Origin of the sequence: Gordonia sp. w5E2 (genome assembly GCF_036540975.1) — a bacterium.
GTDB lineage: Bacteria > Actinomycetota > Actinomycetes > Mycobacteriales > Mycobacteriaceae > Gordonia > Gordonia jacobaea.
Genome location: NZ_CP144213.1, coordinates 4,719,849 through 4,743,946, shown reverse-complemented (window position 1 = coordinate 4,743,946; position 24,098 = coordinate 4,719,849). Strand labels below are relative to the sequence as shown.

Genomic DNA, 24,098 nt, shown 5'->3' with positions numbered 1-24,098 from the left:
CCGCGATCGAACCGGACCGGTTGGATTGCGCGAACTCTCAGGTTACTCACGCGTCACTTGCGTCGCCGTTCGCGAGTGCGTTCTCGCTCCGGGGTGACCCCTTCCGGGTTGTCTCACCCTGTGCGGTCTCACTCTTGCGCGACAGCGCGCTCGGCCACCAGATTCGTCGCCCGATGTCGATCGACAGCGCGGGTACGAGCAGCGTCCGCACGATGAGCGTGTCGATCAGGACGCCGAACGCCACGAGGAACGCCACCTGGGCGAGGAACAGCAGCGGGATCACGGCAAGCGACGCGAACGTCGCGGCGAGCACGACACCCGCCGAGGTGATCACGCCGCCGGTCGCGGTCAGCCCGCGGATCACACCCTGGCGCGTGCCATGAGTCTTCGATTCCTCGCGTACGCGTGTCATCAGGAAGATGTTGTAGTCGATGCCAAGCGCGACGAGGAACACGAACGCGAACAGCGGCACGACGGGGTCTGCGCCCGGGAAACCGAACGGTCCGTTGAAGAGCAACGCCGCGACTCCGAGCGTCGTCGCGAACGACAGCACAGTGGTGCCGAGCAGGATGACCGGCGCGACGATGCTGCGTAGCAGCAGGATCAACACCGCGAGCACCACGAGCAGGACGATCGGGATGATCAGATTGCGGTCGTGTTCGGCGGTGGTGCGCGTGTCGAGGTCGGTGGCCGTCGTTCCGCCGACGACAGCGTTTGCGTTGTCGATCGGATGGACACGCTCGCGGATGCGCACGACGGTGTCCTGCGCTGCGAGCGAGTCGGCGTTGTCGGTCAGCGTCGCCTCGATGGCCACGCGGTTGTCGCGAACCACCGGTGTCTGGCCCGCGGGGTAGACCTGTGCCTGCGCGACGCCGTCGACGCTCTTCACGGCGTCGAGGACCGCCGGGGCCTGCGGGGCGTCGACGATGATCCACGTCGGTGAGCCGCTGCCCGCGTCGAAGTGGCGCGCCTGGACGTCGGCGCCCTCGACGGACTCGACGGTGCCGAGGAAGAAGTCGGTCTGGGCGATGCCGTCGGAGCGGAACATCAGGGCGAACGCGGCTCCGATGAGCAGCACGATCAGGGTGGATGCCCAGATGGCTCGGGGTTTGGCAGCGACCTTTTCGGCGATCCTGTGCCAGAAGCGGTGCGTCGAGGTCTCGGTGCCCGACTCGGCGAGGTGGGGTCGGACGGGCCAGAATGCGGTTCGGCCGAGGAGCGCGAGAACCGCGGGCAGGAAGGTCATCGACGCCAGGAACGAGGCCACGATGCCGATCGCGGCAACCGGGCCGAGGCTGCGATTGGAGTTGAGGTCGGAGAACAGCAGGCACAGCACTCCGAGGATCACCGTGCCGGCCGACGCCGCGACCGGCTCGATCGTCGCTCGCCACGCAACCTTGATCGCCTGATACTTGTCTGCTGTCTGAGTCAGCTCCTCACGGAAGCGAGACACCAGGAGGAGTGCGTAGTCGGTTGCGGCGCCGAACACGAGGATGAACAGAATGCCCTGGCTCTGACCGTTGAGCTCGAAAACGCCCTGCTTGGTCAAGAAGTAGATGGCACCGGACGCGAGCCCGAGCGCGAAGACCGCCGAGATGATGACGACAAACGGGAGGATGGGACTGCGGTAGACGATGACGAGAATGACGATCACCACCGCGCCCGCAACGAGTAGCAGTAGGCCGTCGATACCCGCGAAGGCCTCGCCGAGGTCGGCGACCTGCCCGGCAGGACCGGTGACGTAGACGCTCAGCCCGTTGGGTGGATTCGCCAGGAGATCGCGCAGCTTCTCGACGGTGTCGGCAGGCTCGCCCGCAGTCGAGATCGGCACGATGAGTTCGGCTGCCTTGCCGTCGGCGGAGCGGATCGCCGGTGAGAATGCCTTCCCGAATCCCTCGGTCCCGGCGAGCGGCGTGATGGTGTCGGTCAGATAGGTCGCGTCGGCGTCGGTGAATCCCGACGAACGTTCGGCGACAACGATCGCGGGGATGTAGCTGGTGTCCTGAAACTTCGCGAGTTCGTCGTTGACGCGGGTCGACTCGGCCGAGGCCGGCAGGAACGCGGTGTTGTCGTTGGTCGAGACCGACGCGAGCTTGCCCGCGAACGGTCCGGTGAACGAGCCGACGACGATCCAGGCGAGAATGCCGAGTGCCGGGATGAGCCAGCGGAGACGGGAGGTCGACGACGCGGTCCGCTGCGGGGTGGCCATGCCGTCTATCTTGGCACGCTGCCCGAAATGCCTGGCTGAGTCAGGGTGCCCGACCGGCTCAGCTGGACGAGACAGCTCAGTCGGACGAGCGCTTCGACGAGACGAGCAGCGTGACAAGGCGGATGCCGAGGCCGATCAGGGCGAAGCTGCTCGCCATCTGGATCGACACGAAGATGCGCGCTGGTTGCGACGCCGCCGCGATGTCGCCGAAGCCGGTGGTCGTGAACACCGTCAGGCTGAAGTAGAGCGCGTCGACTCGCGTGAGTCGGAGATTGAAGCTGTCGGTGCCGTACTCGGAGAGCAGGAAGTACGTGGTGGCGAAGGCGACGATATAGAACGTCGCGAGTGCCGCGATCATCTCGACGGCTGTGGCGACCGGATACGGCGACCGGATGAAATGTCGAATCTCCCAGCCGCAGAACGCGGTCAGCAGCAGTGCCCCCACGACAAGGCCGATGAACTTGGCGTCGTTGTCCTGGTTGATCGGCAGCAGGAAATAGCCGACGAGCAACACCAACCCCGCGAGCGCCGGACGCAGAAGTGCGCTCGCGAGGCGTGGGCCACTGATCGCCGAGTTGCCGCCGGAACTCGGGGACTTACCAGATGCGGACACGGTCCACATCGGGCAGGAACAACTCGTCGCCCTCGGCGACGTCGAACGCGTCGTAGAAGGCGTCGATGTTGCGAACCACGCCGTTGCAACGGAATTCGGGCGGAGAGTGGGGATCGATGGAGAGTCGACGGATCGCTTCGGCGTCGCGGGTCTTGGTGCGCCAGATCTGGGCCCAGCTGTAGAACACACGCTGGATGCCGGTCAATTCGTCGATGACCGGGGGCTCGGTGCCCTCGGTGGCGAGGCGGTAGGCGACGAGTGCGATCGACAGTCCGCCGAGGTCGCCGATGTTCTCACCGATGGTGAACTCGCCGTTGACCTTGTACTTGTCGTCGAGTCCCTCGGGGGTGAAATCGCCGTACTGCTCGATCAATGCCTTTGTGCGCTTGGAGAATTCGGTGCGGTCGGCATCGCTCCACCAGTCGACGAGATTGCCGTCGCCGTCGTACTTGGCGCCCTGGTCGTCGAATCCGTGTCCGATCTCGTGGCCGATAACCGCGCCGATCCCGCCGTAGTTTGCGGCGTCGTCGGCGTCGGGATCGAAGAACGGCGGCTGCAGAATCGCTGCGGGAAAAACGATCTCGTTCATGCCGGGGTTGTAGTAGGCGTTCACCGTCTGCGGCGTCATGAACCACTCGTCGCGGTCGACCGGCGAACCGATCTTCGAGAACTCGCGCTCGTTCTCGAATGATGCTGCGCGCGCGTAGTTTCCGATGAGATCGCCACGGTCGACCGACAGTGCGCTGTAATCGCGCCACTGCGCGGGGTAGCCGATCTTGGGGGTGAACTTCTCGAGCTTGACCAACGCGCGCTCACGGGTCGACGGCGTCATCCAGGGGAGGTCGGAGATGTTCTGGCGGTACGCCGCAACGAGGTTGGCGATCAGCTCGTCCATCCGGGCCTTTGCCTCGGGTGGGAAGTGCTCCTCGACGTAGAGCTTGCCGACGGCGAATCCCATTGCGCCCTCGACGAATCCGACGCCGCGCTTCCAGCGGTCGCGGATGGTCTCGGCTCCGGTGAGGGTGCGGCCGTAGAAAGCGAAGTTCTCATCGACGAACTCCGACGACAGGTACGACGCGGCCGAATGCAGCAGCCGCCAGGTCAGCCACGTCTTCCAGTGCTCGAGCGGCGACTCGGCGAACAGGGTGGTGACGTCGTCGATGAACGACGGCTGACTGACCACGACCTCCGCGAAGGTGACGTCTCCGACGGTACCGAGGCCGCCGAACCACTCGTGGAGGTTGAAACCCGAAGCGAGCGAATCGAACTCGCCGAGCGAGAAGAGGTTGTAGGTGAGGTCGGCGTCGCGTCGTCGAACCACGTCCCAGTGATGGCCCGCGATGGCGGTCTCGAGGTTGAGGACGGTGGTCGCGCGCTGGTCGGCGTCGTCGTAGCCTGCGAGCGCGAACATCCGCGATACGTGATCGCGGTATGCCTCACGGGTTTCCGCGTGGTTGTCGTCGCGGTAGTACGACTCGTCGGGCAGTCCGAGGCCTGATTGCACCACGTGCACCAGGTATCGATCGGACTGCTTGGCGTCGGTGTCGACGTAGAAACCGAAGAGTCCGCCGACGCCGTGGCGCTGTAGGCGACCGATGCGGCCGGAGAGTTCGTCGGTCGACGCGACCGCTTCGATGGCTTCGATCTCACCGCGGATCGGACCGATCCCGAGTGCCTCGATGTGGTCGGTGTCCATGAACGATCCGAAGAGATCGCCGATCTTCTGGGCGTCGGAACCGCTGGGCGGATCGGCCTTGGCGCATACGGTGATGATGTCGCGGACGTTCTCCTCCGCGCGGTCACGCAACACGTGGAACGCTCCGTCGACGGAGCGGTCGTCGGGGATCTCGTGGGTGTCGAGCCACTTGCCGTTGACGTGGGCGAACAGGTCGTCCTGAACGCGGACGGCGTCGTCGACCCACTCGAGGTCGATGCCGGAGGGAAGGGAATCGGTCTTCGCAGCAGTCACGGCATCCATCCTGTCACGCCGCCCGGCTACCTTCAGTTGAGTTACGGCTCTCCGAGTGCTTTGTCCATGGCCCAGATCAGAATCTCGGCGGGTCCATCTCCCGCGTCCGTCTGCAGCGTGGCCCCGGAGGTGTCGACGCCGCGCGCAGCGTCGCCTGCCGTGAGGGTGACTTCGGCGGCCTGATCTGTTGTGGACAGCACGGCCCGGCCGTCGACGACGAGGACATGGGTGAACCGGGCGTCGGGGATGCTGACTGAGGAGCCCGGTGCGATACGGACGGCGAAAAGCGTCGCGGCGCGGTTGCTGATCGTGATCGCGGCATCGACCGATGGGTCGCCCGACGCCACGGCGACGAGATCGCCCCCGGCGAGTGCTGCGGAGATGTCGCGCTGCTCGTACGACGGCGTGATGCCGTACTCGTCGGGTACCAGCCACATCTGTATGTAGTGGACCGGTTCGGAACCCGATTCGTGCAGGTCAGGCCACGGGTCGTTGCGTTCGGTGTGGTCGATGCCGGAGCCGGCGCTCATTCGTTGGGCGAGACCGGGATAGACGACGCCGGTGTGACCTGCGGAGTCCGTGTGCACCAACGTGCCGGAGACCACCCACGTGACGATTTCGGAATCCGAATGATGGTGGGCATCGAATCCATGTCCGGGTAGTAAAACTTCTTCATTGCATGCAATGAGAAGTCCATGATGGGTGTTTGATGGATCGTAATGATCGCCGAATGAGAACGAGTGACGGGAGGTCAACCAATCGGTCGACGTCACCTCCCGGACTTCGGCCCGGAGCACCGTGAAGACCATGACCCATTATGGGCATCGGCTCTGACGCGGAGTTCAGGCCGCCACCGCGCTGCAGCAGAGGTTGACTCCGGCGTGGCTGAGGGTTCAGACCTCCTCGTCGACTCCGGTCCGCGAGACGACGATTCCGACGGCGAGAAACTCATCGACTCGGCCACCGCGAAGTCCCTGGCCGACGCCCCCGATCGCACGGCCGACCGTGAGATTGACGGGGGCCGAGACGAGATCGTGACTAGTCCGAGTTCCGACCGCAAGCAGGTTGATGGTGTTACTCGTGTGACTAAAGTGAAGAATGGGACTATGAAGTATTGCTTGCGGTGGGTAGCTCTTGTTGCCTGCGTAGTCCTCGTCGGTGCCGGTGGTTTCGTCACCTGGCGAATGGTCACGAGCGGTCCAGATACCGGTGCCGCGGCGGCGGTCAGCGAGTTCGCCAGCGCACTGAGCAGGAAAGACGCCGCCGCAGCAGCGTCGTTCACCACCGCCCCCGGACAGGCGGCGGATGCCCTGACGCAGACCGTTACCGCGATGAACCCTCAATCGATCGACGTAGACGTCGACAAGCCGGAGGAGTACAGCGACGGCACCGCGTCGTTCAATCTGAAGACCACCTGGCGGTGGGACAAGGACCGCTCGTTCGAGTCGGCGACGTCGGGCACTGCTCGGCACCTGAGTTCCGGCTGGAAGATCACGTGGGATCCCGCTCTCCTGGCCCAGGGGTTGCCCGTCGGCGGCAACCTCCGTGAGATCCGGACCGATGCGCGGCCGGCCCCGACGGTCAACAGCGTGTCCGGCAAGCCGTTCATGGTGTTGGCGCCGGTCAACGAGATCATTCTCGACCCGGCCAAGACCAAGGATCTGCAAGCGTCGGTGCGCGCCCTCTCGCGGACGCTGGCGCCGATCGCGCCGCTGATCACACCCGAGGTGATCAACGCGAAGCTCGCGGCGACACCGGACAAGCCGATCGTCGCGGTGACCCTGCGCGATCCCGACATGGGTGTAATGACCAGCGATCCTGCTGCGGTTCCCGGAGTCTCGGTGAACAAGACCGGCATGCTCGTCATGGCCGACCGTCGACTCTCGTCGCCTCTGGAACCGGCACTGACCAACTACTGGCAGGCGATCCGCGACGCGACGGCCGGATGGCAGGTCCAGATGGTCGGCCCCGGTCTCGCGCCGCGCAAGCTCGCGGGTGAGCAGGGGCCTCCTGGTCCCGACGTGGCGACGTCGATCAACCAGCAGGTGCAGTTGACCCTCGGTGACGCGGCCGTCGAGGTCGGGCAACCCGCGACCATCATGGCGCTCGACGCCGGGTCGGGCCGGATTCTCGGGCTTGCGCAGAACGACTACGCGGCCGAGCGCGGCAACAGCGTCGACCAGGCGTATCCGGTCGGCGCGACACTCGATCCCGTCTTCTCGGCCGTCGACAAGGCCACGTCGCAGAAGCAGTCGTCGAACAAGGAGTCGTCGGACACGGCGCTCGACAGGCTGGGGCTCGGCGTCACCTTCACGGTTCCCGGAGCGTCGACGCCGACGACACCGAAGCCAGGTGTCGCGACCATCGACTATCGACCACAGTCGGCGACGGCGACCATGCTGAACATGGCCGCGCTCGGTGTGTCGATGGCACGCGCTGATGCGGGGGATCAGAGCTCGGTTGCTCCCGCAGTCATCTCGGGAGCGCCGACCAAGGTCGACGGAGGTTCGCTCGGCGCGATCGACAAGTCGGTGAGCGCACCGATCCTCGCGGCCATGACGACAACGGCCAAGACCGGCGACGCCAGTGACCTGACCCGCGCGCCCGGCCTGAAAGCGCTGGTCGGAACCAACGGACCGCAGGGTCCGGGCTGGTTCGTCGGCATTCAGGGCGGCAAGGTCATCGTGATCTACACCGAGGGTGAGAAGTCGGGGACCGCTGCGCTACAGGTCGCTCAGAAGTACTTCCGCATCGCGTAGGCGACGACCGCGCGCCAGCCGAGCATGAACAGGCCGAGCGCGATGGTCGCGACGATGATGAAGCTCAGAGCGACGCCCTGGTGCAGCAGGTAGCGCAGCACCATGCCGATCGCGACGGTGCAGATCCAGATCACCAGACCTGACGGGATGATGCGGGCCGGCCGGAAGTCGCTGCCGAACCATTCACTCGACCGGACGTGCGCGTAGACGTAGGCAATCGACCAGCCCGCGGCGGTGGCGACCAGGAACGGCCACAGGGTCTGCAACACTCCGATCAGCGCGAAGCCGTCGTGGTGATTCGCCCTGCCGATCAGTACGAACACGACGACGGCGACGGCGTCGCAGAGCGCTGCCGCGGCCAGCGGAAACGTCGTCGAGTGCCGACTGCTGGTCGGATCGCTCACGTCAGACTTCGACATGGGTATCCACGGTAGCGCCACCCACCGTCGACGACGTGCTGCGGGTCGCGGGGTGGGGTTTTCATGAGGGGGGCGGCTCGGGCCCCAACTCCTTCTGCCCGGGATTCGCGGCCGGGTCGAAGTCGCCCGACTCGACGTCGCGATCGATCTCCTCGCCGATCGAATCGTCGGTTCGGATACGCGACCGGAACAGGAAGAACACGACGATCCACCCGATCAAGGCGATGAACACATAGCTGATGATGCGGTAGACGAGCACCGCTGTCAGCGCGTCGGCGGCAGGCATCCCCGCACTGGTCAGCGCCGGGACGAGCACGGCGTCGACCACACCGATGCCTCCGGGTAGCAGCGGGATGGCCGTACCGACCGCCTTGCCCGCCGCGTAGGCGACCATCAGGCCGGAGATGCTCGGATGAGCCCCGACCGCCCAGCACGCGAACATCAGACATGCGACGTCGGCGATCCAGTTGAACAAGCTCCACGCGAAGGCGACGCTGGTGTCGCGGCGCGTGAGCTGGACGGCCCGCAGCTGTTCGAGTGTCTCCAGCAGCCGCGCCACCCCGTGATCGGCCGGCTTGCTGCGTACCTGGTTGATCCAGCCGAGTACACGTTCGCCGGTCGACTGCAACGACTCCGGATGGCTGGCGAGGTACTGCAGCACGACAGCCACCGCGATGAATCCGACCGCGGAGAAGACCACAGAGAACGGGCTGGTCTTGGCGCCCGCGAGCAGTGCGCCCCCGAAGCCGAGCACCGCGAGCCCCACACCCGCGAGCAGTCCGGACATGACGACCTGCCACGACGCGATGACGGGCGTGGCACCCCATTTTCGGGTCTCGCGGTAGGTAAAGGCAGGCGCGAGCACCTGACCGCCCGGCAGCGTCTGGCTGACCGAGTTCGCGGCCAGCACCACCGACAGCGACTTCCACTCGGACACACGGACACCCGCCGAGCGCAGCAGCGCACGCTGTACCTGCGCAAAGCTGTCCATCGAGAGCAATGCGGCGACGATGCACGCGACGAGCCACACCCAATCGAGATCACCGATTCGGTGCGCGGCCTCTTCGAGTTTCGGCCAGATCAGCACGATCTCGACCGCCAGGACGACCACCACGACCGCCACCAGCACCCACCGAACCCACCAGAAGCGTGAGCGCGTGGCGGTGCGGTGGACCGCCGGTGTATCCGACGTCATACGGCCAAGGGTAACGACAGCTAGTGTGACTTCCGTGGACCATGCCGCTCGAACGAACGACGGATATCCCGAAGATGCAGAAGCGGGTGCGTCTGGCAGGTCGCTGGCCGAGCTCGACCGATCCAAGGTCCACCCGTTTGTCCGTGCCACAGCCGAGTGGGTCTGGCGGCTCCTGCTGATCCTCCTCGCCATCTACGTCCTCGGGCGTCTGTTCCTGCAATTCGACGAGGTACTCGTTCCGGTTGCGCTGGCGATTCTGGTGTCGGCATTCCTCGTGCCGGGCGTCGACTGGCTCGATCGGAAGGGTCTGCCGCGCTCGCTCGCCGTCGTCGTGATGATGCTGGTCGCGCTCGGTGTCGTTGCCACCGTCCTGACGTTTGTCGGCCGAGCGTTCGTCCACGGATTCCCCGCACTGACCGCCGAGATCACGGTCACCATCGACCGCACCCGGGAGTGGTTGGTCGACGGCCCACTCGACGTCGACGAATCGCAGGTGCGCAACCTCGGGTCGAACATCATCAACCTCATGGAGCACAACCAGGCCAAACTCGCCGGTGGTGCCGTCGCCACGGCAACGACGGCGACCGAACTGGTCACCGGCGCGTTGCTGATGGTCTTCCTGACGATCTTCTTCCTCTACGGCGGCGGTCAGATCTGGGAGTTCTGCTGCCGACTCGTACCTCGCAATACCCGAGGTCGGGTCGCTGCCGCGGGAGTCGCGGGCTTCGGCACCCTGGTCGGCTACGTGCGTGCGACGGTGATCGTCGCCCTCGTCGACGCCGTGTGTATCGGCATCGGGCTGGCGATCCTGCGCGTTCCGCTGGCCCTGCCGCTGGCAACGGTGATCTTCCTGTTCTCGTTCATCCCGATCGTCGGCGCACTGATCAGTGGTTCGCTCGCCGTCGTGATCGCGCTGGTCACGCAGGGCTGGCTGACCGCGGTGATCGTATTGGCGATCCTGGTCGGCGTCATGCAGCTCGAAGGCCATGTGCTGCAACCGTTCCTGCTCGGCAGGTCGGTGCGATTGCATCCGGTCGCGGTGATCCTCGCGATCGCCGCGGGCATCGTCGGGGCGGGAATCATCGGCGGTCTGTTCGCCGTACCGATCATCGCGTTCGCGAATACCGCCGTGCGATATCTCGCGGGCCACCGCAACCTGCCGATCTCGAGTGGTGAGGGTTCGTATCATTACGCCGAACCCGACGAACCTCATTGGGACAACCGAGATCTCGATGCCGCGACCGCCTCGGCGGGCGTCGCGGTCGAGGAGGGCGTCGGTGTCTCGAAAGCCGACGCCGAGGCGGACGTCGAGCGAGGGCTCGACGGTGATGGTGCTCGCGTGGACGACACGGGAGACACGGCAACCGACGACACGGCGCCCGACGACACAGCACCCGTGAAGGACCCCGACGAGACGTCATGAGAAGTGATCCGGTCACGCCGCTCTGGCGCGGCGCGCAGGTGCTGCGACTGTTGTCGTACCTCTACGCGCTCGGGTTCCGGATCGCGATCGACGACGACCTGCTGCACCCGGGTGTGACGTGGGTGTTGTTCGGGTTACTCACCGCGTGGACCGTGGCCTGCGGCATCGCGTATTACGTTGGCTTCGGCCGCAATTGGTATTGGGTCGGCGCAGAATTGGTGATCGCCTGCGCACTCATGTTGTCGACATCGTATGTGGCCAGCGAATCGTGGGCGCTCAACAATCAGACATGGCCGACGACGCTGTGGGCCACCAACTCGGTGATCTCCGCGGCGCTGCTCGGCGGGCCGATCGTCGGCCTCGTTGCAGGTCTGGTCGTCGGCGGCACAAGCGCTTTCGTCAAGGGCTGGCTCGACCTCAACTTCGGCCGCAACGCGACGATCCTCGTGATGATGGCGTCCGGCGTCGCGGTGGGACTCGCGGCGGTCAACGCCCGTCGGGCGCAAGCGGAGTTGGCCGCTGCTGCGCGCGTCGCGGCGGCTGCGACCGAACGCGAGAGACTGTCCCGCGAGGTGCATGACGGTGTGCTTCAGGTACTTTCGTTCATCTCCAAACGTGGGCGTGAGATAGGCGGTCCGACAGCGCAACTCGCCGACCTCGCGGCAACTCAGGAGGTCGCCTTGCGTCGCCTGATCTCCGATGTCGACGTCGGCGGTGAATCGACATGTGGGACTGCGGATCTGACCGCGCTGCTGCGCGCTGCCGGCGGTGACGCCGCCGCGGTGAGCGCGCCCGCGGACCCGGTGATCATCGACGCGACGACGGCACGCGAGATCAGCGCCGCCGTGATCAACGCACTCGACAACGTCACTCATCACGCGGGTGCGGGGGCGCGGGCCTACGTACTCCTCGAAGACCTCGACGACACCGTGGTCGTGAGTGTCCGCGACGACGGTGTGGGTATCGCGGCGGGACGGCTCGACGAGGCACGTCGCGCCGGCAGGCTCGGCGTCGCGCAGTCCATCGTCGCGAGAATCGAATCGCTCGGTGGCACAGCGATACTCGACTCCGACGAGGGAATAGGCACGGAGTGGGAACTGACGGTACCGGTGACGCGGGAGAAGAGATGAGCGATACGCAAGATGCCAGCCAACTGCGGGTGATGGTTGTCGACGACCATCCGATGTGGCGGGACGGGGTGGCGCGCGATCTCTCCGACGCGGGGTTCGAGATCGTGGCGACTGCCGATTCGTCCGGCGCTGCGGGGCGTCGTGCCGGTGCGGTGCGACCCGACGTCGTGCTCATGGACATGCAACTGCCCGACGGCAACGGGGCGGAGGCCACCGCGGCGGTCCTCGAGGTGTCGCCGAAGACGCGGGTGTTGGTCTTGTCGGCATCTGACGAGCGCGACGACGTGCTCGACGCCGTAAAGGCCGGCGCGAGTGGCTATCTGGTCAAGAGTGCGTCGAAGGAGGAACTGATCGACGCGGTGCGGGCGACCGCGGCAGGCCAGGCGGTGTTCACGCCGGGACTCGCGGGTCTCGTACTCGGTGAATTCCGGCGCATGTCGTCAGAACCCGACCGCGCACCGCAGACCCCGGTGCTCACCGAGCGTGAAACCGAGGTGCTGCGCTACGTCGCAAAGGGCATGAGCGCCAAGCAGATTGCCCGGAAGCTGACCTTGAGCCACCGGACCGTCGAGAATCACGTGCAGTCGACGTTGCGCAAACTACAGCTCGGCAACCGTGTCGAACTCGCGCGGTACGCGATAGAGCACGGGATCGACGACGAGTGAGCTGACTGACCCGCTACTCGCCGGAACGGCTGCGGCGCAACAACTCCTGCACGCTGATCTGCCGGTTCTCGCCGGGCGTCTCGTCGGCGCGTGCGTGGCGATCCGACCGACTCGGTCCATCGTCGGGGCGCGAACGCCGGGGCGGCGTCGTGCGGGTCTGATGTTCCTCGCTCGGTGCGACGGGTGGCTGTGCTCGGCGCGCCGCGTCGGGGGAGAGTCCACGCTCCATCGGCGACTGTGCACCCTCGGGTGCGCGTTGCTGCGTTGCCCGCGCCTGCTCCGGCGACAGCGACGCGACGAGCGGACGCTTGCCGGTCTTGTCGAGATCGGGGCGTCGACCCAGCGGCGACGGGCCTGTGGCGCCCGACTGCGGCTGGTTCAGGCGGATGCCGCCCTCGCCGAGCATCCACCCGCCGGTGTCGGGACGATCGGACTTCTGACGCCGCGGTGACGGCGGGCGAGCGGTGCGCGTACGTACCGGCTCGATCTCGTCGAGCGTCTGTGCGGGACGCTGGTCGCGCAGGGCAGGACGTCGGTCCGACGGCGGACGCGACGGCCCGCTGCGTGCTGCCGGCTGGGTTGCTGCAGGTTGGGCCGCTGCAGGTTGCGCGGAAGGCTGCGCAGCGCGACGTTGCATCGGTTGCGGCGCCGGGGCCGGCTGGGGCGCGGGGGTTGGTCGCGGCGCCGAACCTGCGCGCATGGAGCGTGTGGCTGCGCCCGCCGAGACCGTTGCGGCGGCACGCGGAGCCGCCCGCATGGCGGTCGTCGGTACCTCGGAGATCAGCGTGCCCGCGCGCATACCCTGCGTGCCGGCGCCCGCACCGGCGACCTTGGCGTCGGGCTCGTCGTCGAGAATCGTCTCGCCGAGGCCGATCTTGCGCTGCATGGTCTTCATCCAGCGCGGTGCCCACCAGCAGTCGTCGCCGAGCAGCTTCATCGTCGACGGCACCAGCAACATGCGGATGATGGTCGCGTCGAGGATGAGGGCCGCGATCATGCCGTACGCGATGTACTTCATCATCACGATGTCGGACAGTCCGAAAGCGCCCGTCACGACGATGAGAATCGCAGCTGCCGCGGTGATGATCCGACCCGTGTGTGCTGTACCGACGCGGACCGCTTCCGTGGTGCTCGCGCCTTTCTGTCTCGCTTCGACCATGCGGGACAACAGGAATATCTCGTAGTCCGTGGATAAACCGAACACGATCGCGATGATCAGCACCAAGACGGCCGCAAACAGCGGGCCGGGCGTGAAGTTGGCGATCGACGCGCCGTGACCGTCGACGAAGATCCACGTCAAGATGCCCAGCGTCGCCGCGAGGCCCAGCGCCGACATGAGTGCCGCCTTGATCGGTAGCACCAGCGATCCGAACGCCAGGAACATCAGCAATCCGGTGACCAGGACGAGCAGGATCGCCATGAGGGGCAGTCGGGTGAGCAGGGCGTCGATGGAGTCCTGCACGAGTGCCGGAGTTCCGGCCACCCACATCTGGATGCCCGCGGGTTTGTCGATGGCGCGCAGGTCCTTGACGGCCGCGCCGGCGGTATCGCGATTGACCAGACCCGCCGACATCTGGATGACCTGCGGACCGTTGAAGCCGTAGGTCCCGGTGAGTGCTCCGTCGTCGGCCGACGGGCTGAACGGCTTGGTGAAGCCGGGGATCTTGTTGGCCTCGTCGGCGATCTGCTGGATCTTGGTGCCGCTGTCGGGGTCGTTGACGTCGTAGGAGATGACGAGCTTGACCTCTTCGGTGCGTTCCTTCGGGAACGCCTTGTCGAAGTCCTCCTGCGCGACACGGCTCGGGTTGTCCGGCGGCAGATAAGCCTCGCTGATGCCGCCGAACTTGATGCCGCCGATCGGGATGGTGAGCACCAGCAGGATCAGGACGGTCGGAACCGCGGTGGCGACCGGGTGGCGCATGACCCACCCCGACAGGCGACCCCAGAAGCCGTTCTCGATCTCGGCCTTGGTCTTGGTGCGCCGGAGGAACGGCAGCCCAAAGGCGTCGATCTTCGGTCCGAGGATGCTCAGGATGGCCGGCAGCACCGTGATCGAGAGGATCGCGGCCAACGACACCGAGAAGATCGCGCCGTACGCGACGGACTTCAAGAAGCCCTGCGGCATCATCAGCAGACATGCGATTGCGGCGACGATGATGGTCGCCGAGAAGACCACGGTTTGTCCCGCGGTCATCACGGTTCTTCGTACCGCGGCCTTGGTGCTGTAACCCTCTGCGAGTTCTTCTCTGAATCTGCTGACGATGAACAGGCCGTAGTCGATCGCGATGCCGAGGCCGATCAGGGTGACCACCGACTGCGCGAAGATATTGAGCTCGGTGAGCTGGGCGATGATGTTCATGATGCCCAGCGAGCCCGCGATGGTCAGACCGCCGATGAACACCGGGAGACAGGCGGCGATGACACCGCCGAAGATGAAGAACAACATCACCGCGACCAGCGGAAGCGCGATGACCTCGGCGCGTCGGATGTCGTCGTCCATGCCGCTGGCCATCGCTCCTGCGACGGGCTGGAGGCCGGCCAACTGGAAACGGGTGCCCTCGAGACCGTACTTACCGGGATCGTCGACGACGCCCTGCAGGAACGGTTCGATCTTCTGGTAGTTCGCGAGCACGGAGGTGTCGTCGTTGCCCGCGACGCCGATGCTGATGAAGGCCTGCTTCTTGTCCGCGGTGAACGTCCGCGACCTGATGGTGTCCTGTGCCGCCTTCTGCGCGACCGTGTCGTCCTTCAGGTAGAAGGGGTCGATGATCTCGTGGTTGTTGCGCAGTGCGTTCTCGTAGGCCTGCTGATCGGTCGAATCGGGAGCCTCGGCTGCTCGCTGCACCACATCGGGATGCTGCTGCAGCAGATCGTCGACGACCTTCTCGACCTTGGTGCCGAACTCCTTGTCGTCGACCTGCGTCCCTGCGGGCGGGGTGATGAGGAGGATGACGTCGGAGCGATGGTCGCGGCCGAAGGCGGTGTCGGCGACGACCGAACCCTTCGACGACTGGGCGGTCGGGTCGAACCAGCCGCTCTGCGACAGGTGGTTGCCGAGGCCGAGTCCGTAGAGGCCGAGGCCGCCCATGATGGCGACCAACACCGCGATGACGGCAAAGCGCATCCGGAAGACGAATGTTCCGATGGCTCCGAACACGCCGACTCCTTTCGGGAAAGTCTCGCCGAGATAGTTGCCGAGATTGTTTCAGTGGTGCCTGAGTGCTTGCTGAGGTTTGGCTCTTGGTGTTTCGGGCTGGGTTTGCGGTCCGAGCGGACTGTTCTCTCAGCGGAGAAGTGCGCGCAGCGGCCGGAACGGGGTGAGCCACGCGCCGTCGTCTGGCAGTGAATCGAGCCCGATCCGAGGCAGCGGCTCCCGGAACACACCGGGTATCTCCTCGAGATCAACGAACTCGAGTCCGTCCGTCGACAGCGCCCAGCTCACGTGTTCGCGGAACCCGATGACCGTGACCGGAACGCCTTCGGCTGCGATCTCGATCAGTGGATCCCGAAACGCCTGACCATCTGCGGACGCGACGATAAGCCCGGCTAACCCAACAGTGTGCCTGCGAAGCTCGATGTGGTCGAGCATGTCGGAGTCCACATCACTGTCCTCGGAGAGTTTCGGCTTGGCGAACACCGCGTACCCGACGTTGCGTAACGCGTCGACCCATGGCCGCACGACGTCGGCGCTACCAGGCACGATGTTGGTGAAGACCGTCGCCTCGGGTTCGATCTGGACCGCGGTGTCCGACGTCGTCGAAATGTCGTCGACATCACTATCGCCGTCGCGAGCATCGTCATCGTCGATCGCACTGTCATCGGCGTTGTCGTCGCCGACCGACCGATCGTAGGCCGCGACGGCTGCCTGTGCCGAGATGTCGGCGGTGCGCTGGAGTAGCCAGCGGCCGAGCGCGTCGAACCGCGGTCGGTGCGCCGCCGTCGGCCGTCCGCCGAGAATGGACCCGAGGCCCATGTCCATGTTGGGTGCGTCCCAGACCAGAAGGACGCGCTGCGCGCCGCTTTGTCCGGAGATCGTGTCGGCGAAGCGTGCGGCCGTGCCACGGGTGTCGGTCATGAGCCTTCGCCGCCTGTCGGGATCTCTGGAGATTCAGGGGTTTCTGGAGATTCTGGGTTGTCTGAGCCCTCAGCCGTCGCCTTCTCACGGGGTCGGACGTAGACGAACTCGTTGACCTCGCGGCCCTCGCGCTCTGCGCGACCTTCGAACTTGGTGGTCGGACGCTCGAGCGAGACCGGCACCGCAGTGGTCGCGGGTACGACATGGACCCGCTCGGGATTCTGTGTTGCGAGGATTTCGGCGATCCACTCCGCGTAGTCCGCATGGTCGGTGGCGATATGCAGGACGCCGCCGGGCCGGAGTCGGTCAGCCATGAGTTCGATGGTGCCTCGTTGGACGAAGCGGCGCTTGTGATGGCGCGATTTGGGCCAGGGGTCGGGAAAGAAGAGGCGAATCGCGGTGAGCGATCCGGACGGGATCAGTTCACGCAACACGACGACGCCGTCGCCGCGGATCATGCGCACATTGGTCAGGCCTGCGCGGTCGACGAGTCCGACGAGCTGTGCCAGGCCCGGCTTGTAGACCTCGACGGCGATCACGTCGACGTCGGGTTCGTCTGCCGCCATCGCGGCGGTCGAGATGCCGGTTCCGCTGCCGATCTCGAGCACGCGGGGTGCCTCACGCCCGAACAGCGCGTCGAAGTCGATGGGTGGTTCCGGGGTCTGGGCCGGGTCGGTTGCCAGGTCGCGGCCCAGCACCGGCCACAGCGTCTCCCAGTTGCGCTGCTGGCCCGGCGTCAGCGAGCCGCGGCGGAAGCGGAAGCTGGTCACGCGCGGGTAGAGGCGTGACGCGTCGCCTTGGCCGTCGGCCGGTCCGGGGGAGGAGTTCACCGGTCCATCGTGGCTCATCGGGTCGGTCATGCACACGTCGACACCCGCTTGTGCAATCTGCTGCGCCACCTCACCCAACTGCGACTACCCTTCCACCAGGGAAGATCGGCCGGTCTCGAGTGGGGGTGAGTGCGTGATCGATCCAACGGGTCCGCTCGCTCGCGCACTGTCGTCGGGATCGATCGGGCAGCTCGTCGCGCCCGATTCGCCCGCTTTCGGCACGCTCGACGCCGCCGCGCGACGCTACGTGCAGCCACTGTCGGTTGCGGTGGTCGGTCGGCGCGGGGTGGGTCGCGACACCATGGCGCGCGCGTTGTGTGAGCGGTTCGGGGTCGCGGCATTCGTGGCCGAGCGTGGGTCGGGCGTCCTCGCCGGAGCCGATCTTCGAGTGCACGTGCTCGCCGGAGCGCCGCGAGGTGCCGACCACGACATGCTCGCCGCCTCGCCAGGCGAGCGGACCGTCGTCGTCCTCGGAAAGGCCGACACACTCTCGGCCGATGCCGCAGACGGGCTGGTCCGCGTCGCGAGTGAGTCACTCGGCAGGCCGGTCGTCGCGGTCTCGCAGTTGTCGGCGTGGGTCACGGTGTCCGACGACGAGTTAGCGTTCCTCCGCACACTCGCCGCCGACGGTGAGGCGATGCCGTCGATGTCCGGCCACTTTCTCGCGCCCGCACGGCCTCAGTCGCAGATGCGCGCCGACCTGATTCGACGCCTCGACGCCGCTGGTATCGGGCGTGCGCTGACTCTTCTGGCCGTCGACGACCCGGCGGCCGCCACCGCAGCGGCACTCACCAGATACTTACGAGCGACAAGCGGATTCGACGCTCTGCGCGACGCGATCGAGACGTGCATGCCCGCGGTCGCTGCCCATCGGGGTGCGCAGGTGCGCGCATCGCTCGAGCTGGCCGCGGCAGCCGGCGCCGACCGCGACAGCGTCGAACGGCTCCTGCAGACGGAAGGTGTGTGACGTGGGCTCCGAGTTGTCGACGCTCGCCGCCGGTCTCGTTCCGCTGTGTCGGGTCGCCGTGGCTGCCGCCGAAGGTGTCGACGTCGAGCCTCTCGTGGAGGCGTGTCGGGCGGTCGCGGCGTCGATAGAGGGTGCTGCGTCAAAAGAGGGCTCTGCGTCGACAGAGGGCCCTGGGGGTTCGGCCATCGACTTCGTGACATTCGATCCGAACCGCGACCTCGCGGGCGCCAACGCTGCGGTGCTGGTCATCGATCCGGCATCGGCGGTCGTCGACGACGAGGATCTCGCCGCGCTGCGGGAGCTGACCTCGGCGGTGGAGCATGTTGCTCTGGTCTGTTGCCGCATCGAGTCGTTCTGGGATTGGCCGCGGATCGTGCGTGGATATCGGTCAGAACTCGATCCCGCCGGAGCGCTACCGGTCTTCGCGGTGTCAGCAGCCGCGGCACTCGCGGGCGCCGTCGACGAGTCGGGGATCGGCGATCTGCTCGACTGGTTCGCGACACCGAACGCCGAGCCCACCGCACGCATCCCGCAACCGAAAACCCCGCAACCGAAAATCCCGCAAGCACCGACCCCTGTGGACTCCGACGACCGCGTCGACCCCGACGCCTTGGCGATCCGTCGCGCACGATTACTGGCGCTCAGAGACAGGGGACGAGCGGACAGGCTGGCGTCGCTTCGCGCGGGAATCGTCCGCGTGCGTGCGCAGAGCGGCGCCGACATCACGGCGCGGGTTCGTGCGCTCGTCGCGCGCGCCGAACACCGTGGCGCCGCGACCACCGGCTCCGACGTCGAAGCCGACGCCGCCTGGCTCGACCGCGAGATCGACGGTCTCGTCACCGACCTCGACGCCATCACCGACACCCGACTCGACGCCGTCGCGTCGTCGACGCTCGTCGGACTCGACGTCGACGATCCGCCCGCGCACCGAGACGACGAGCCGATCGTCGCGCGTCGCGATCTGCCGTCCGGGCGACGCACGGGCGAGGACGCCATGCTGCTGCTGATCGGTGCGTCGACGGGTATCGGAATCGGCAGACTCGCGGTCGCGCCGCTGGCCTCGGTGCACACGCTGCAGTGGATCAGCATGCCCGCGGCGCTCCTGCTCGGACTCGCGGTGGCGGTGTGGGTGATCCGGATGCGGCGTGCGGCAACCGTTCGCGCGCAGGTGCGCACCTGGGTCAACGACGTTCTCGCCGACGTTCGTGCCCGGGTCGAACGTCGGGTTGCCATGCAGCTCACCGAGGCGGAATCGCGCATCGGCGGCCAGGTGCTGCGCGCATACGATCGCCAGGGTCGTCGAATCGCCGACGAGGTCGCCGAGATCGATCAACGTCTCAGAGAGCTCCGCGCAGCGGGCGGGGCAGTCAGTGGGGGTAGCCAGTGAACATCGACTCGTTCGACTTCGGAGACGTATCCGGTGAGGAGCACCGGGACTGGGCCGGCCTCACCGAACCGGGGTCGCAGCCCGATTCGCCCGCCGACAACCTGCTGATGCACGACGACGGCCGCATCTGGGACCTCGGCCCCGCAGACGTCGACACCGACGCAGACGGGGTGGCCGATTCGTTGACTCGCAGTGGTCCCGGGGGCCTGACGGTGTACACCGACAGTGACCACGACGGTCAGGTCGATCGCATCACACAGGTGGGCTCCGACGGCTCGTTCGCCTCCCAAACACTCGACCGCGACACCGGCATCTGGGTCGCCACGGACTCCGGCAGACTCGAGTGAGTGGGTTCGCATAGAGCAGAAAGTCCTGGTGGCAGTGGGTTGCAAGTCCTCGGAAATCCGACATCGGTCACCTTGCAAGCCCCCTCCGGGGTGTGCGAATGTGGCCTATACCGCATCTCGTAACCCCAGGCCCTAGCGCACGCTCGGTCACAGTATCCTGGGGATAAGCAACCCATACGGGGCGGCCAATGCGGGTCGCCACCTCGGAGGAGGAAATATGACCGCCGCCACGATTCCGGGTCTGGAACCCGGCACCGCTCCGACTAAACACGAAGCGCTGTTGGCATGGGTGGCCGAGGTCGCCGAGCTCACTCAGCCCGACCGTGTGGTCTGGTCCGACGGCAGCGACGAGGAGTGGGATCGCCTCACCGCTGAACTCGTCGAGTCGGGCACGCTGCTCAAGCTGAACGAAGAGCACAAGCCCAATTCCTACCTGGCCAAGTCCGATCCCGCCGACGTCGCGCGCGTCGAATCGCGCACCTTCATCTGCTCCGAGCGTGAAGAAGATGCGGGCCCCACGAACAACTGGGTCGCGCCCGACGAGATGCGCGCCACCCTCACGCCCCTCTTCCGTGGCAGCATGCGCGGCCGCACGATGTACGTCATCCCGTTCTGCATGGGCCCGCTCGGCTCCGACGACCCGAAGCTCGGCGTCGAATTGACTGACTCCGCCTACGTCGTGCTCTCGATGAAGATCATGACCCGCGTCGGTCCCGAGGTGCTACGCCTGCTCGGCGACGACGGCTTCTTCGTCAAGGGCCTGCACTCGGTCGGCGCTCCGCTCGAGCCCGGTCAGGCCGACGTCGCATGGCCGTGCAACCCGAACAAGTACATCACCCACTTCCCCGAGACCCGCGAGATCTTGTCGTACGGATCGGGTTACGGCGGCAACGCGCTCCTGGGCAAGAAGTGCTACGCGCTGCGCATCGCGTCGGTGATCGCGCGTGACGAGGGCTGGATGGCCGAGCACATGCTGATCCTGAAGCTGACCAGCCCGGAGAACAAGGTCTACTTCGTCGCCGCTGCCTTCCCGAGTGCGTGTGGCAAGACCAACCTGGCAATGATCCAGCCGACCATCCCGGGCTGGAAGGCCGAGACCGTCGGCGACGACATCGCCTGGATGCGCTTCGGCGACGACGGTCGTCTCTACGCGATCAACCCCGAGTTCGGCTTCTTCGGTGTGGCACCGGGCACCAGCATGGACTCCAACCCGAACGCGATGAAGACCATCGACGCCGGAAACACCCTGTACACCAACGTCGCCGAGACCGACGACGGCGACATCTGGTGGGAGGGAATCGGAGGCGAGAAGCCTGCGCACCTGACCGACTGGCTCGGACGTAGCTGGACGCCTGATTCGGATGAGCCTGCGGCACACCCGAATTCGCGCTACTGCACACCGATCTCGCAGTGCCCCTCGCTGGCCGAGGAGTGGGACGACCCCCAGGGTGTGCCGATCTCGGCGATCCTGTTCGGCGGTCGTCGCAAGACCACGGTGCCTCTCGTGACCGAGGCCCGCGACTGGCAGAACGGCGTCTTCATGGGTGCCACGGTCGGCTCCGAGCAGACCGCCGCCGCCGAGGGCAAGGTGGGCACCGTCCGCCGCGACCCGATGGCCATGCTGCCGTTCATGGGCTACCACGTCGGCGACTACTTCCAGCACTGGATCAACCTGGGCAAGAACGCTGATGCGTCGAAGCTCCCGAAGGTCTTCTACGTCAACTGGTTCCGTCGCGGCGACGACGGCCGCTTCCTGTGGCCGGGATTCGGCGAGAACAGCCGCGTGCTGAAGTGGATCATCGGCCGCATCGAGGGCGAGAACGAAGGCGTGCAGACGCCGGTCGGCATCGTCGCGAAGCCGGAGGAGATCGACGTCTCCGGGCTCGACGTCCCCACCGAGGATCTCGAGGCGGCGCTCGCCGTCGATCCCGACGAGTGGCGTCGTGAGCTCCCGTTGATCGAAGAGCTCTTCGAGTTCGTTGGCGAAAAGCTCCCGACAAGCCTGCAGGATGAGCTCGACGCCCTCAAGCAGCGGCTGGCCTGATCTCACCTTCTGTCACATCTGTAACTGAGGTATCGTTGCCCCCTATGAGTCTTCGCTCGTGGGGGGCAACGGTCGTCTCTGCGCTTTTGGGTACATCAGTTCTCCTCGGCATATCCGGTATGTCCGCCGGAACTGCGCACTCTGCGACGCCGATAATCGCGCGCTACACCGACACTGCGTACGTCAGCGGCGTACCGACATTCGGAGCGATCTCGGGCATCGATCGGATCGGCGCCAACCGATTCGCGATGATCTCGACCGACGTCGGCCGCGGCGGACCAGCACGCTTCTTCACGAGCCAGTTCAGCTACACCTCGGGTGCTGCGGGCTTCACGTCGAATCCCGGAATCGACGGCGGCGGTGTGCTGCTGGGCCCCGGCAACATCCCGCCGCTGCCGGGTTCGGCACAGTACGAGGGAATCCGCGCCACGAGCGGCGGCTATGTCGTAGTCAGTGGTGGCGACCATCAGTTCGTGCGTCTGCAGAGTGCCGGGCCGGTCGCCACCTACATCCGCGATCTCGGGCTGCCCGCGGCGTGGCGGCCATCGAAGAAGTCGGGTCTCGCCGGTCAGCGTGGACTCACCGGCGTCGCTGTGGGACCACGCGGGCAGATCAGCGTGATCACGGCGGGAGGTCTCCGTCAGGACCCCGCAACGTCGGCGCGGTTGCTGACGTTCGGAAAGACGAACTCCGAGTTCGTGTATCGCACCGATCCGGGTAAGAGCGCTGCCGACGTCCTCGCGGTCAACAACACCGACTTCCTCGTCCTCGAGCGCGGTAAAGGCCGCAGCACGGCGATCTACTGGGCGACGACCCGTGGCGCCGATCAGGTCGGCGGGAGGGCCAACCTCTCGGGTGCCGAGAAGCCGATGCCCAAGCAGTCGATCTTCAACACCGACGGCACACCCCGACTCTCGACGGGCAACGTGTCTTCGATGGCGTGGGGTAACTGGCAGCCCGATCTGCCGTGGCAGGACTTCCGCACCCGCACCCTGTTCGTCGTCACGAACAACGCCTTCGCCGGGCCGACCAGGGTGCACTCCTTCGAGGTCCAGCTGCCCCGCTGACGCGTCGTCGCGGCAACCCTGAGATCTCAGGGTGTTGTGGGGAAACACTGTAGGGGAATCACCCGATGGCAATGCGGTGCCATTTTTGGCACGGTTAAGCCATGACATCAGAGCAGGGCGCGAGCGCGGGCGCCGAGGATCTCGTCAAAACTTACGGATCAGGTGACACGGAGGTCCACGCACTGCGTGGCGTCACGCTGTCGTTCCGGTCCGGCGAGTTCACCGCCATCATGGGGCCGTCCGGCTCGGGGAAGTCGACCCTGATGCATTGCCTCGCCGGACTCGACGTCGCGACCAGCGGTCACGTCCACATCGGCGACACAGATCTGACGGGCCTGTCCGACAAGAAGATGACGCTGCTCCGACGTGACCGCATCGGCTTCGTGTTCCAGTCGTTCAACCTCGTCCCGACTCTGACCGCCGCTGAGAACATCACGCTGCCGTCCGACATCGCAGGGCGCAAGGTCGACAAGGACTGGTACGACACGGTGATCAGCCGACTCGGTATCGGCGACCGACTCGATCACCTGCCCAGCGAGCTCTCCGGCGGTCAGCAACAGCGTGTCGCCTGTGCGCGTGCACTCGTCGGGAGGCCCGCGATCATCTTCGGCGACGAACCGACCGGAAACCTCGACTCCCGATCGTCGGGAGAGGTGCTGTCCATCCTGCGCGCGGCAACCGACGAGTTCGGTCAGACCGTTGTCATCGTGACACACGACCCGCGAGCGGCGTCGTACGCCGACCGCGTCGTCTTCCTCGCCGACGGCAAGATCGTCCGCGAACTACCCCGGCCGACGGCCGACGACGTGTTCGAGGTGATGAAGAATCTCGACGACGTTCCCGCGGACGATTCCGGCTCGGATGACGGTGCGACCTCTGATGTGACTGTCGGCGCAGAGCTAGGGAAGCATGAATCCGGCTCTGTCGCACCGGAATCCGGCGTCGGCCGGCACGCTGCGGACGCCGGGTCCGGTGCGGACTCGACGCAGGCGGGCTGAC

Annotated in this window: 19 protein-coding genes; 10 read left to right on the top strand and 9 right to left on the bottom strand. The window is 66.2% G+C overall.

Going from position 1 to position 24,098, the window contains the following annotated elements; all coding sequences use genetic code 11:
- Positions 1-46 precede the first annotated feature (46 nt).
- From RND64_RS21480 to RND64_RS21465, 4 genes are all read right to left on the bottom strand, one after another.
- Positions 47-2,209 (bottom strand): MMPL family transporter, encoded by a 2,163-nt coding sequence (locus RND64_RS21480; RefSeq protein ID WP_049700342.1) that lies wholly within the window; start codon positions 2,207-2,209, stop codon positions 47-49.
- 76 nt (positions 2,210-2,285) lie between these two features.
- Positions 2,286-2,831 carry a potassium channel family protein gene (locus RND64_RS21475; RefSeq protein ID WP_049700343.1) on the bottom strand — a complete coding sequence of 182 codons (546 nt, stop codon included), beginning with the start codon at positions 2,829-2,831 and terminating at the stop codon, positions 2,286-2,288.
- On the bottom strand, positions 2,806-4,800 hold the full coding sequence (locus RND64_RS21470; protein WP_049700344.1) for a M13 family metallopeptidase: 1,995 nt from the start codon (positions 4,798-4,800) through the stop codon (positions 2,806-2,808). The genes RND64_RS21475 and RND64_RS21470 overlap by 26 nt, the downstream gene beginning before the upstream one ends.
- A gap of 32 nt (positions 4,801-4,832) precedes the next feature.
- Positions 4,833-5,600 (bottom strand): pirin family protein, encoded by a 768-nt coding sequence (locus RND64_RS21465; RefSeq protein WP_049700345.1) that lies wholly within the window; start codon positions 5,598-5,600, stop codon positions 4,833-4,835.
- Between the two features lie 297 nt (positions 5,601-5,897).
- Between RND64_RS21465 and RND64_RS21460 the strand changes: the two genes are divergently transcribed.
- Positions 5,898-7,550, top strand: coding sequence for an NTF2-like N-terminal transpeptidase domain-containing protein (locus RND64_RS21460; protein WP_083444453.1), 1,653 nt, complete (start codon positions 5,898-5,900; stop codon positions 7,548-7,550).
- Here RND64_RS21460 and RND64_RS21455 read toward each other — a convergent pair.
- Positions 7,526-7,969: a DUF3054 domain-containing protein gene (locus RND64_RS21455; RefSeq protein ID WP_049700346.1), complete on the bottom strand. Its 444-nt coding sequence runs from the start codon at positions 7,967-7,969 to the stop codon at positions 7,526-7,528. The two genes, RND64_RS21460 and RND64_RS21455, sit on opposite strands and share 25 nt — an antisense overlap.
- Before the next feature lie 61 nt (positions 7,970-8,030).
- Positions 8,031-9,164, bottom strand: coding sequence for a lysylphosphatidylglycerol synthase transmembrane domain-containing protein (locus RND64_RS21450; protein ID WP_049700347.1), 1,134 nt, complete (start codon positions 9,162-9,164; stop codon positions 8,031-8,033).
- A gap of 34 nt (positions 9,165-9,198) precedes the next feature.
- Between RND64_RS21450 and RND64_RS21445 the strand changes: the two genes are divergently transcribed.
- The 3 genes from RND64_RS21445 to RND64_RS21435 are packed head-to-tail and all read left to right on the top strand — an operon-like array spanning position 9,199 to position 12,382.
- On the top strand, positions 9,199-10,587 hold the full coding sequence (locus tag RND64_RS21445; protein ID WP_049700348.1) for an AI-2E family transporter: 1,389 nt from the start codon (positions 9,199-9,201) through the stop codon (positions 10,585-10,587).
- The gene (gene macS, locus RND64_RS21440; protein ID WP_049700349.1) at positions 10,584-11,717 is read left to right on the top strand and encodes a MacS family sensor histidine kinase; all 1,134 of its coding nucleotides are present in this window, start codon (positions 10,584-10,586) and stop codon (positions 11,715-11,717) included. Before RND64_RS21445 ends, macS begins: the two co-directional genes overlap by 4 nt.
- Positions 11,714-12,382 carry a response regulator gene (locus tag RND64_RS21435; protein WP_049700350.1) on the top strand — a complete coding sequence of 223 codons (669 nt, stop codon included), beginning with the start codon at positions 11,714-11,716 and terminating at the stop codon, positions 12,380-12,382. The genes macS and RND64_RS21435 overlap by 4 nt, the downstream gene beginning before the upstream one ends.
- Positions 12,383-12,395: 13 nt before the next feature.
- On the opposite strand, the gene RND64_RS21430 is transcribed toward RND64_RS21435, so the two are convergent.
- From RND64_RS21430 to trmB, 3 genes are all read right to left on the bottom strand, one after another.
- The gene (locus tag RND64_RS21430; protein WP_049700351.1) at positions 12,396-15,539 is read right to left on the bottom strand and encodes an MMPL family transporter; all 3,144 of its coding nucleotides are present in this window, start codon (positions 15,537-15,539) and stop codon (positions 12,396-12,398) included.
- 126 nt (positions 15,540-15,665) lie between these two features.
- Complete coding sequence (locus RND64_RS21425; RefSeq protein WP_049700352.1) at positions 15,666-16,457, bottom strand: hypothetical protein; 792 nt, start codon at positions 16,455-16,457, stop codon at positions 15,666-15,668.
- A complete protein-coding gene (gene trmB / locus RND64_RS21420; RefSeq protein ID WP_049700466.1) occupies positions 16,454-17,305 on the bottom strand; it encodes a tRNA (guanosine(46)-N7)-methyltransferase TrmB in 852 nt (283 codons plus the stop codon). The genes RND64_RS21425 and trmB overlap by 4 nt, the downstream gene beginning before the upstream one ends.
- Positions 17,306-17,420: 115 nt before the next feature.
- Between trmB and RND64_RS21415 the strand changes: the two genes are divergently transcribed.
- The 6 genes from RND64_RS21415 (at position 17,421) to RND64_RS21390 (ending at position 24,097) form a co-directional block, all read left to right on the top strand.
- Positions 17,421-18,254, top strand: coding sequence for a hypothetical protein (locus RND64_RS21415; protein ID WP_049700353.1), 834 nt, complete (start codon positions 17,421-17,423; stop codon positions 18,252-18,254).
- A 1-nt stretch (position 18,255) separates the two neighbouring features.
- A complete protein-coding gene (locus tag RND64_RS21410) occupies positions 18,256-19,641 on the top strand; it encodes a hypothetical protein (RefSeq protein WP_049700354.1) in 1,386 nt (461 codons plus the stop codon).
- Positions 19,638-19,988, top strand: a complete 351-nt coding sequence (locus RND64_RS21405; protein WP_049700355.1) for a DUF6802 family protein — start codon at positions 19,638-19,640, stop codon at positions 19,986-19,988. Before RND64_RS21410 ends, RND64_RS21405 begins: the two co-directional genes overlap by 4 nt.
- A 217-nt stretch (positions 19,989-20,205) precedes the next feature.
- Entirely contained in the window at positions 20,206-22,032 is a 1,827-nt protein-coding gene (locus RND64_RS21400) for a phosphoenolpyruvate carboxykinase (GTP) (protein WP_049700356.1), read from the top strand.
- Positions 22,033-22,076: 44 nt separating this feature from the next.
- Positions 22,077-23,099 (top strand): esterase-like activity of phytase family protein, encoded by a 1,023-nt coding sequence (locus RND64_RS21395; RefSeq protein ID WP_049700357.1) that lies wholly within the window; start codon positions 22,077-22,079, stop codon positions 23,097-23,099.
- Positions 23,100-23,200: 101 nt separating this feature from the next.
- Complete coding sequence (locus RND64_RS21390; protein ID WP_049700358.1) at positions 23,201-24,097, top strand: ABC transporter ATP-binding protein; 897 nt, start codon at positions 23,201-23,203, stop codon at positions 24,095-24,097.
- The last annotated feature ends 1 nt before the right edge of the window (position 24,098 follow it).

Bases quoted from the DNA above. Each gene is read 5' to 3' on its own strand.
- RND64_RS21470 (WP_049700344.1), bottom strand. From the start codon at position 4,800: ATGGATGCCGTGACTGCTGCGAAGACCGATTCCCTTCCCTCCGGCATC.
- RND64_RS21465 (WP_049700345.1), bottom strand. From the start codon at position 5,600: ATGGTCTTCACGGTGCTCCGGGCCGAAGTCCGGGAGGTGACGTCGACC.
- trmB (WP_049700466.1), bottom strand. From the start codon at position 17,305: ATGAGCCACGATGGACCGGTGAACTCCTCCCCCGGACCGGCCGACGGC.
- macS (WP_049700349.1), top strand. From the start codon at position 10,584: ATGAGAAGTGATCCGGTCACGCCGCTCTGGCGCGGCGCGCAGGTGCTG.
- RND64_RS21480 (WP_049700342.1), bottom strand. From the start codon at position 2,209: ATGGCCACCCCGCAGCGGACCGCGTCGTCGACCTCCCGTCTCCGCTGG.
- RND64_RS21395 (WP_049700357.1), top strand. From the start codon at position 22,077: ATGAGTCTTCGCTCGTGGGGGGCAACGGTCGTCTCTGCGCTTTTGGGT.
- RND64_RS21425 (WP_049700352.1), bottom strand. From the start codon at position 16,457: ATGACCGACACCCGTGGCACGGCCGCACGCTTCGCCGACACGATCTCC.
- RND64_RS21390 (WP_049700358.1), top strand. From the start codon at position 23,201: ATGACATCAGAGCAGGGCGCGAGCGCGGGCGCCGAGGATCTCGTCAAA.
- RND64_RS21435 (WP_049700350.1), top strand. From the start codon at position 11,714: ATGAGCGATACGCAAGATGCCAGCCAACTGCGGGTGATGGTTGTCGAC.
- RND64_RS21400 (WP_049700356.1), top strand. From the start codon at position 20,206: ATGACCGCCGCCACGATTCCGGGTCTGGAACCCGGCACCGCTCCGACT.
- RND64_RS21460 (WP_083444453.1), top strand. From the start codon at position 5,898: ATGAAGTATTGCTTGCGGTGGGTAGCTCTTGTTGCCTGCGTAGTCCTC.
- RND64_RS21455 (WP_049700346.1), bottom strand. From the start codon at position 7,969: ATGTCGAAGTCTGACGTGAGCGATCCGACCAGCAGTCGGCACTCGACG.
- RND64_RS21475 (WP_049700343.1), bottom strand. From the start codon at position 2,831: ATGTGGACCGTGTCCGCATCTGGTAAGTCCCCGAGTTCCGGCGGCAAC.
- RND64_RS21450 (WP_049700347.1), bottom strand. From the start codon at position 9,164: ATGACGTCGGATACACCGGCGGTCCACCGCACCGCCACGCGCTCACGC.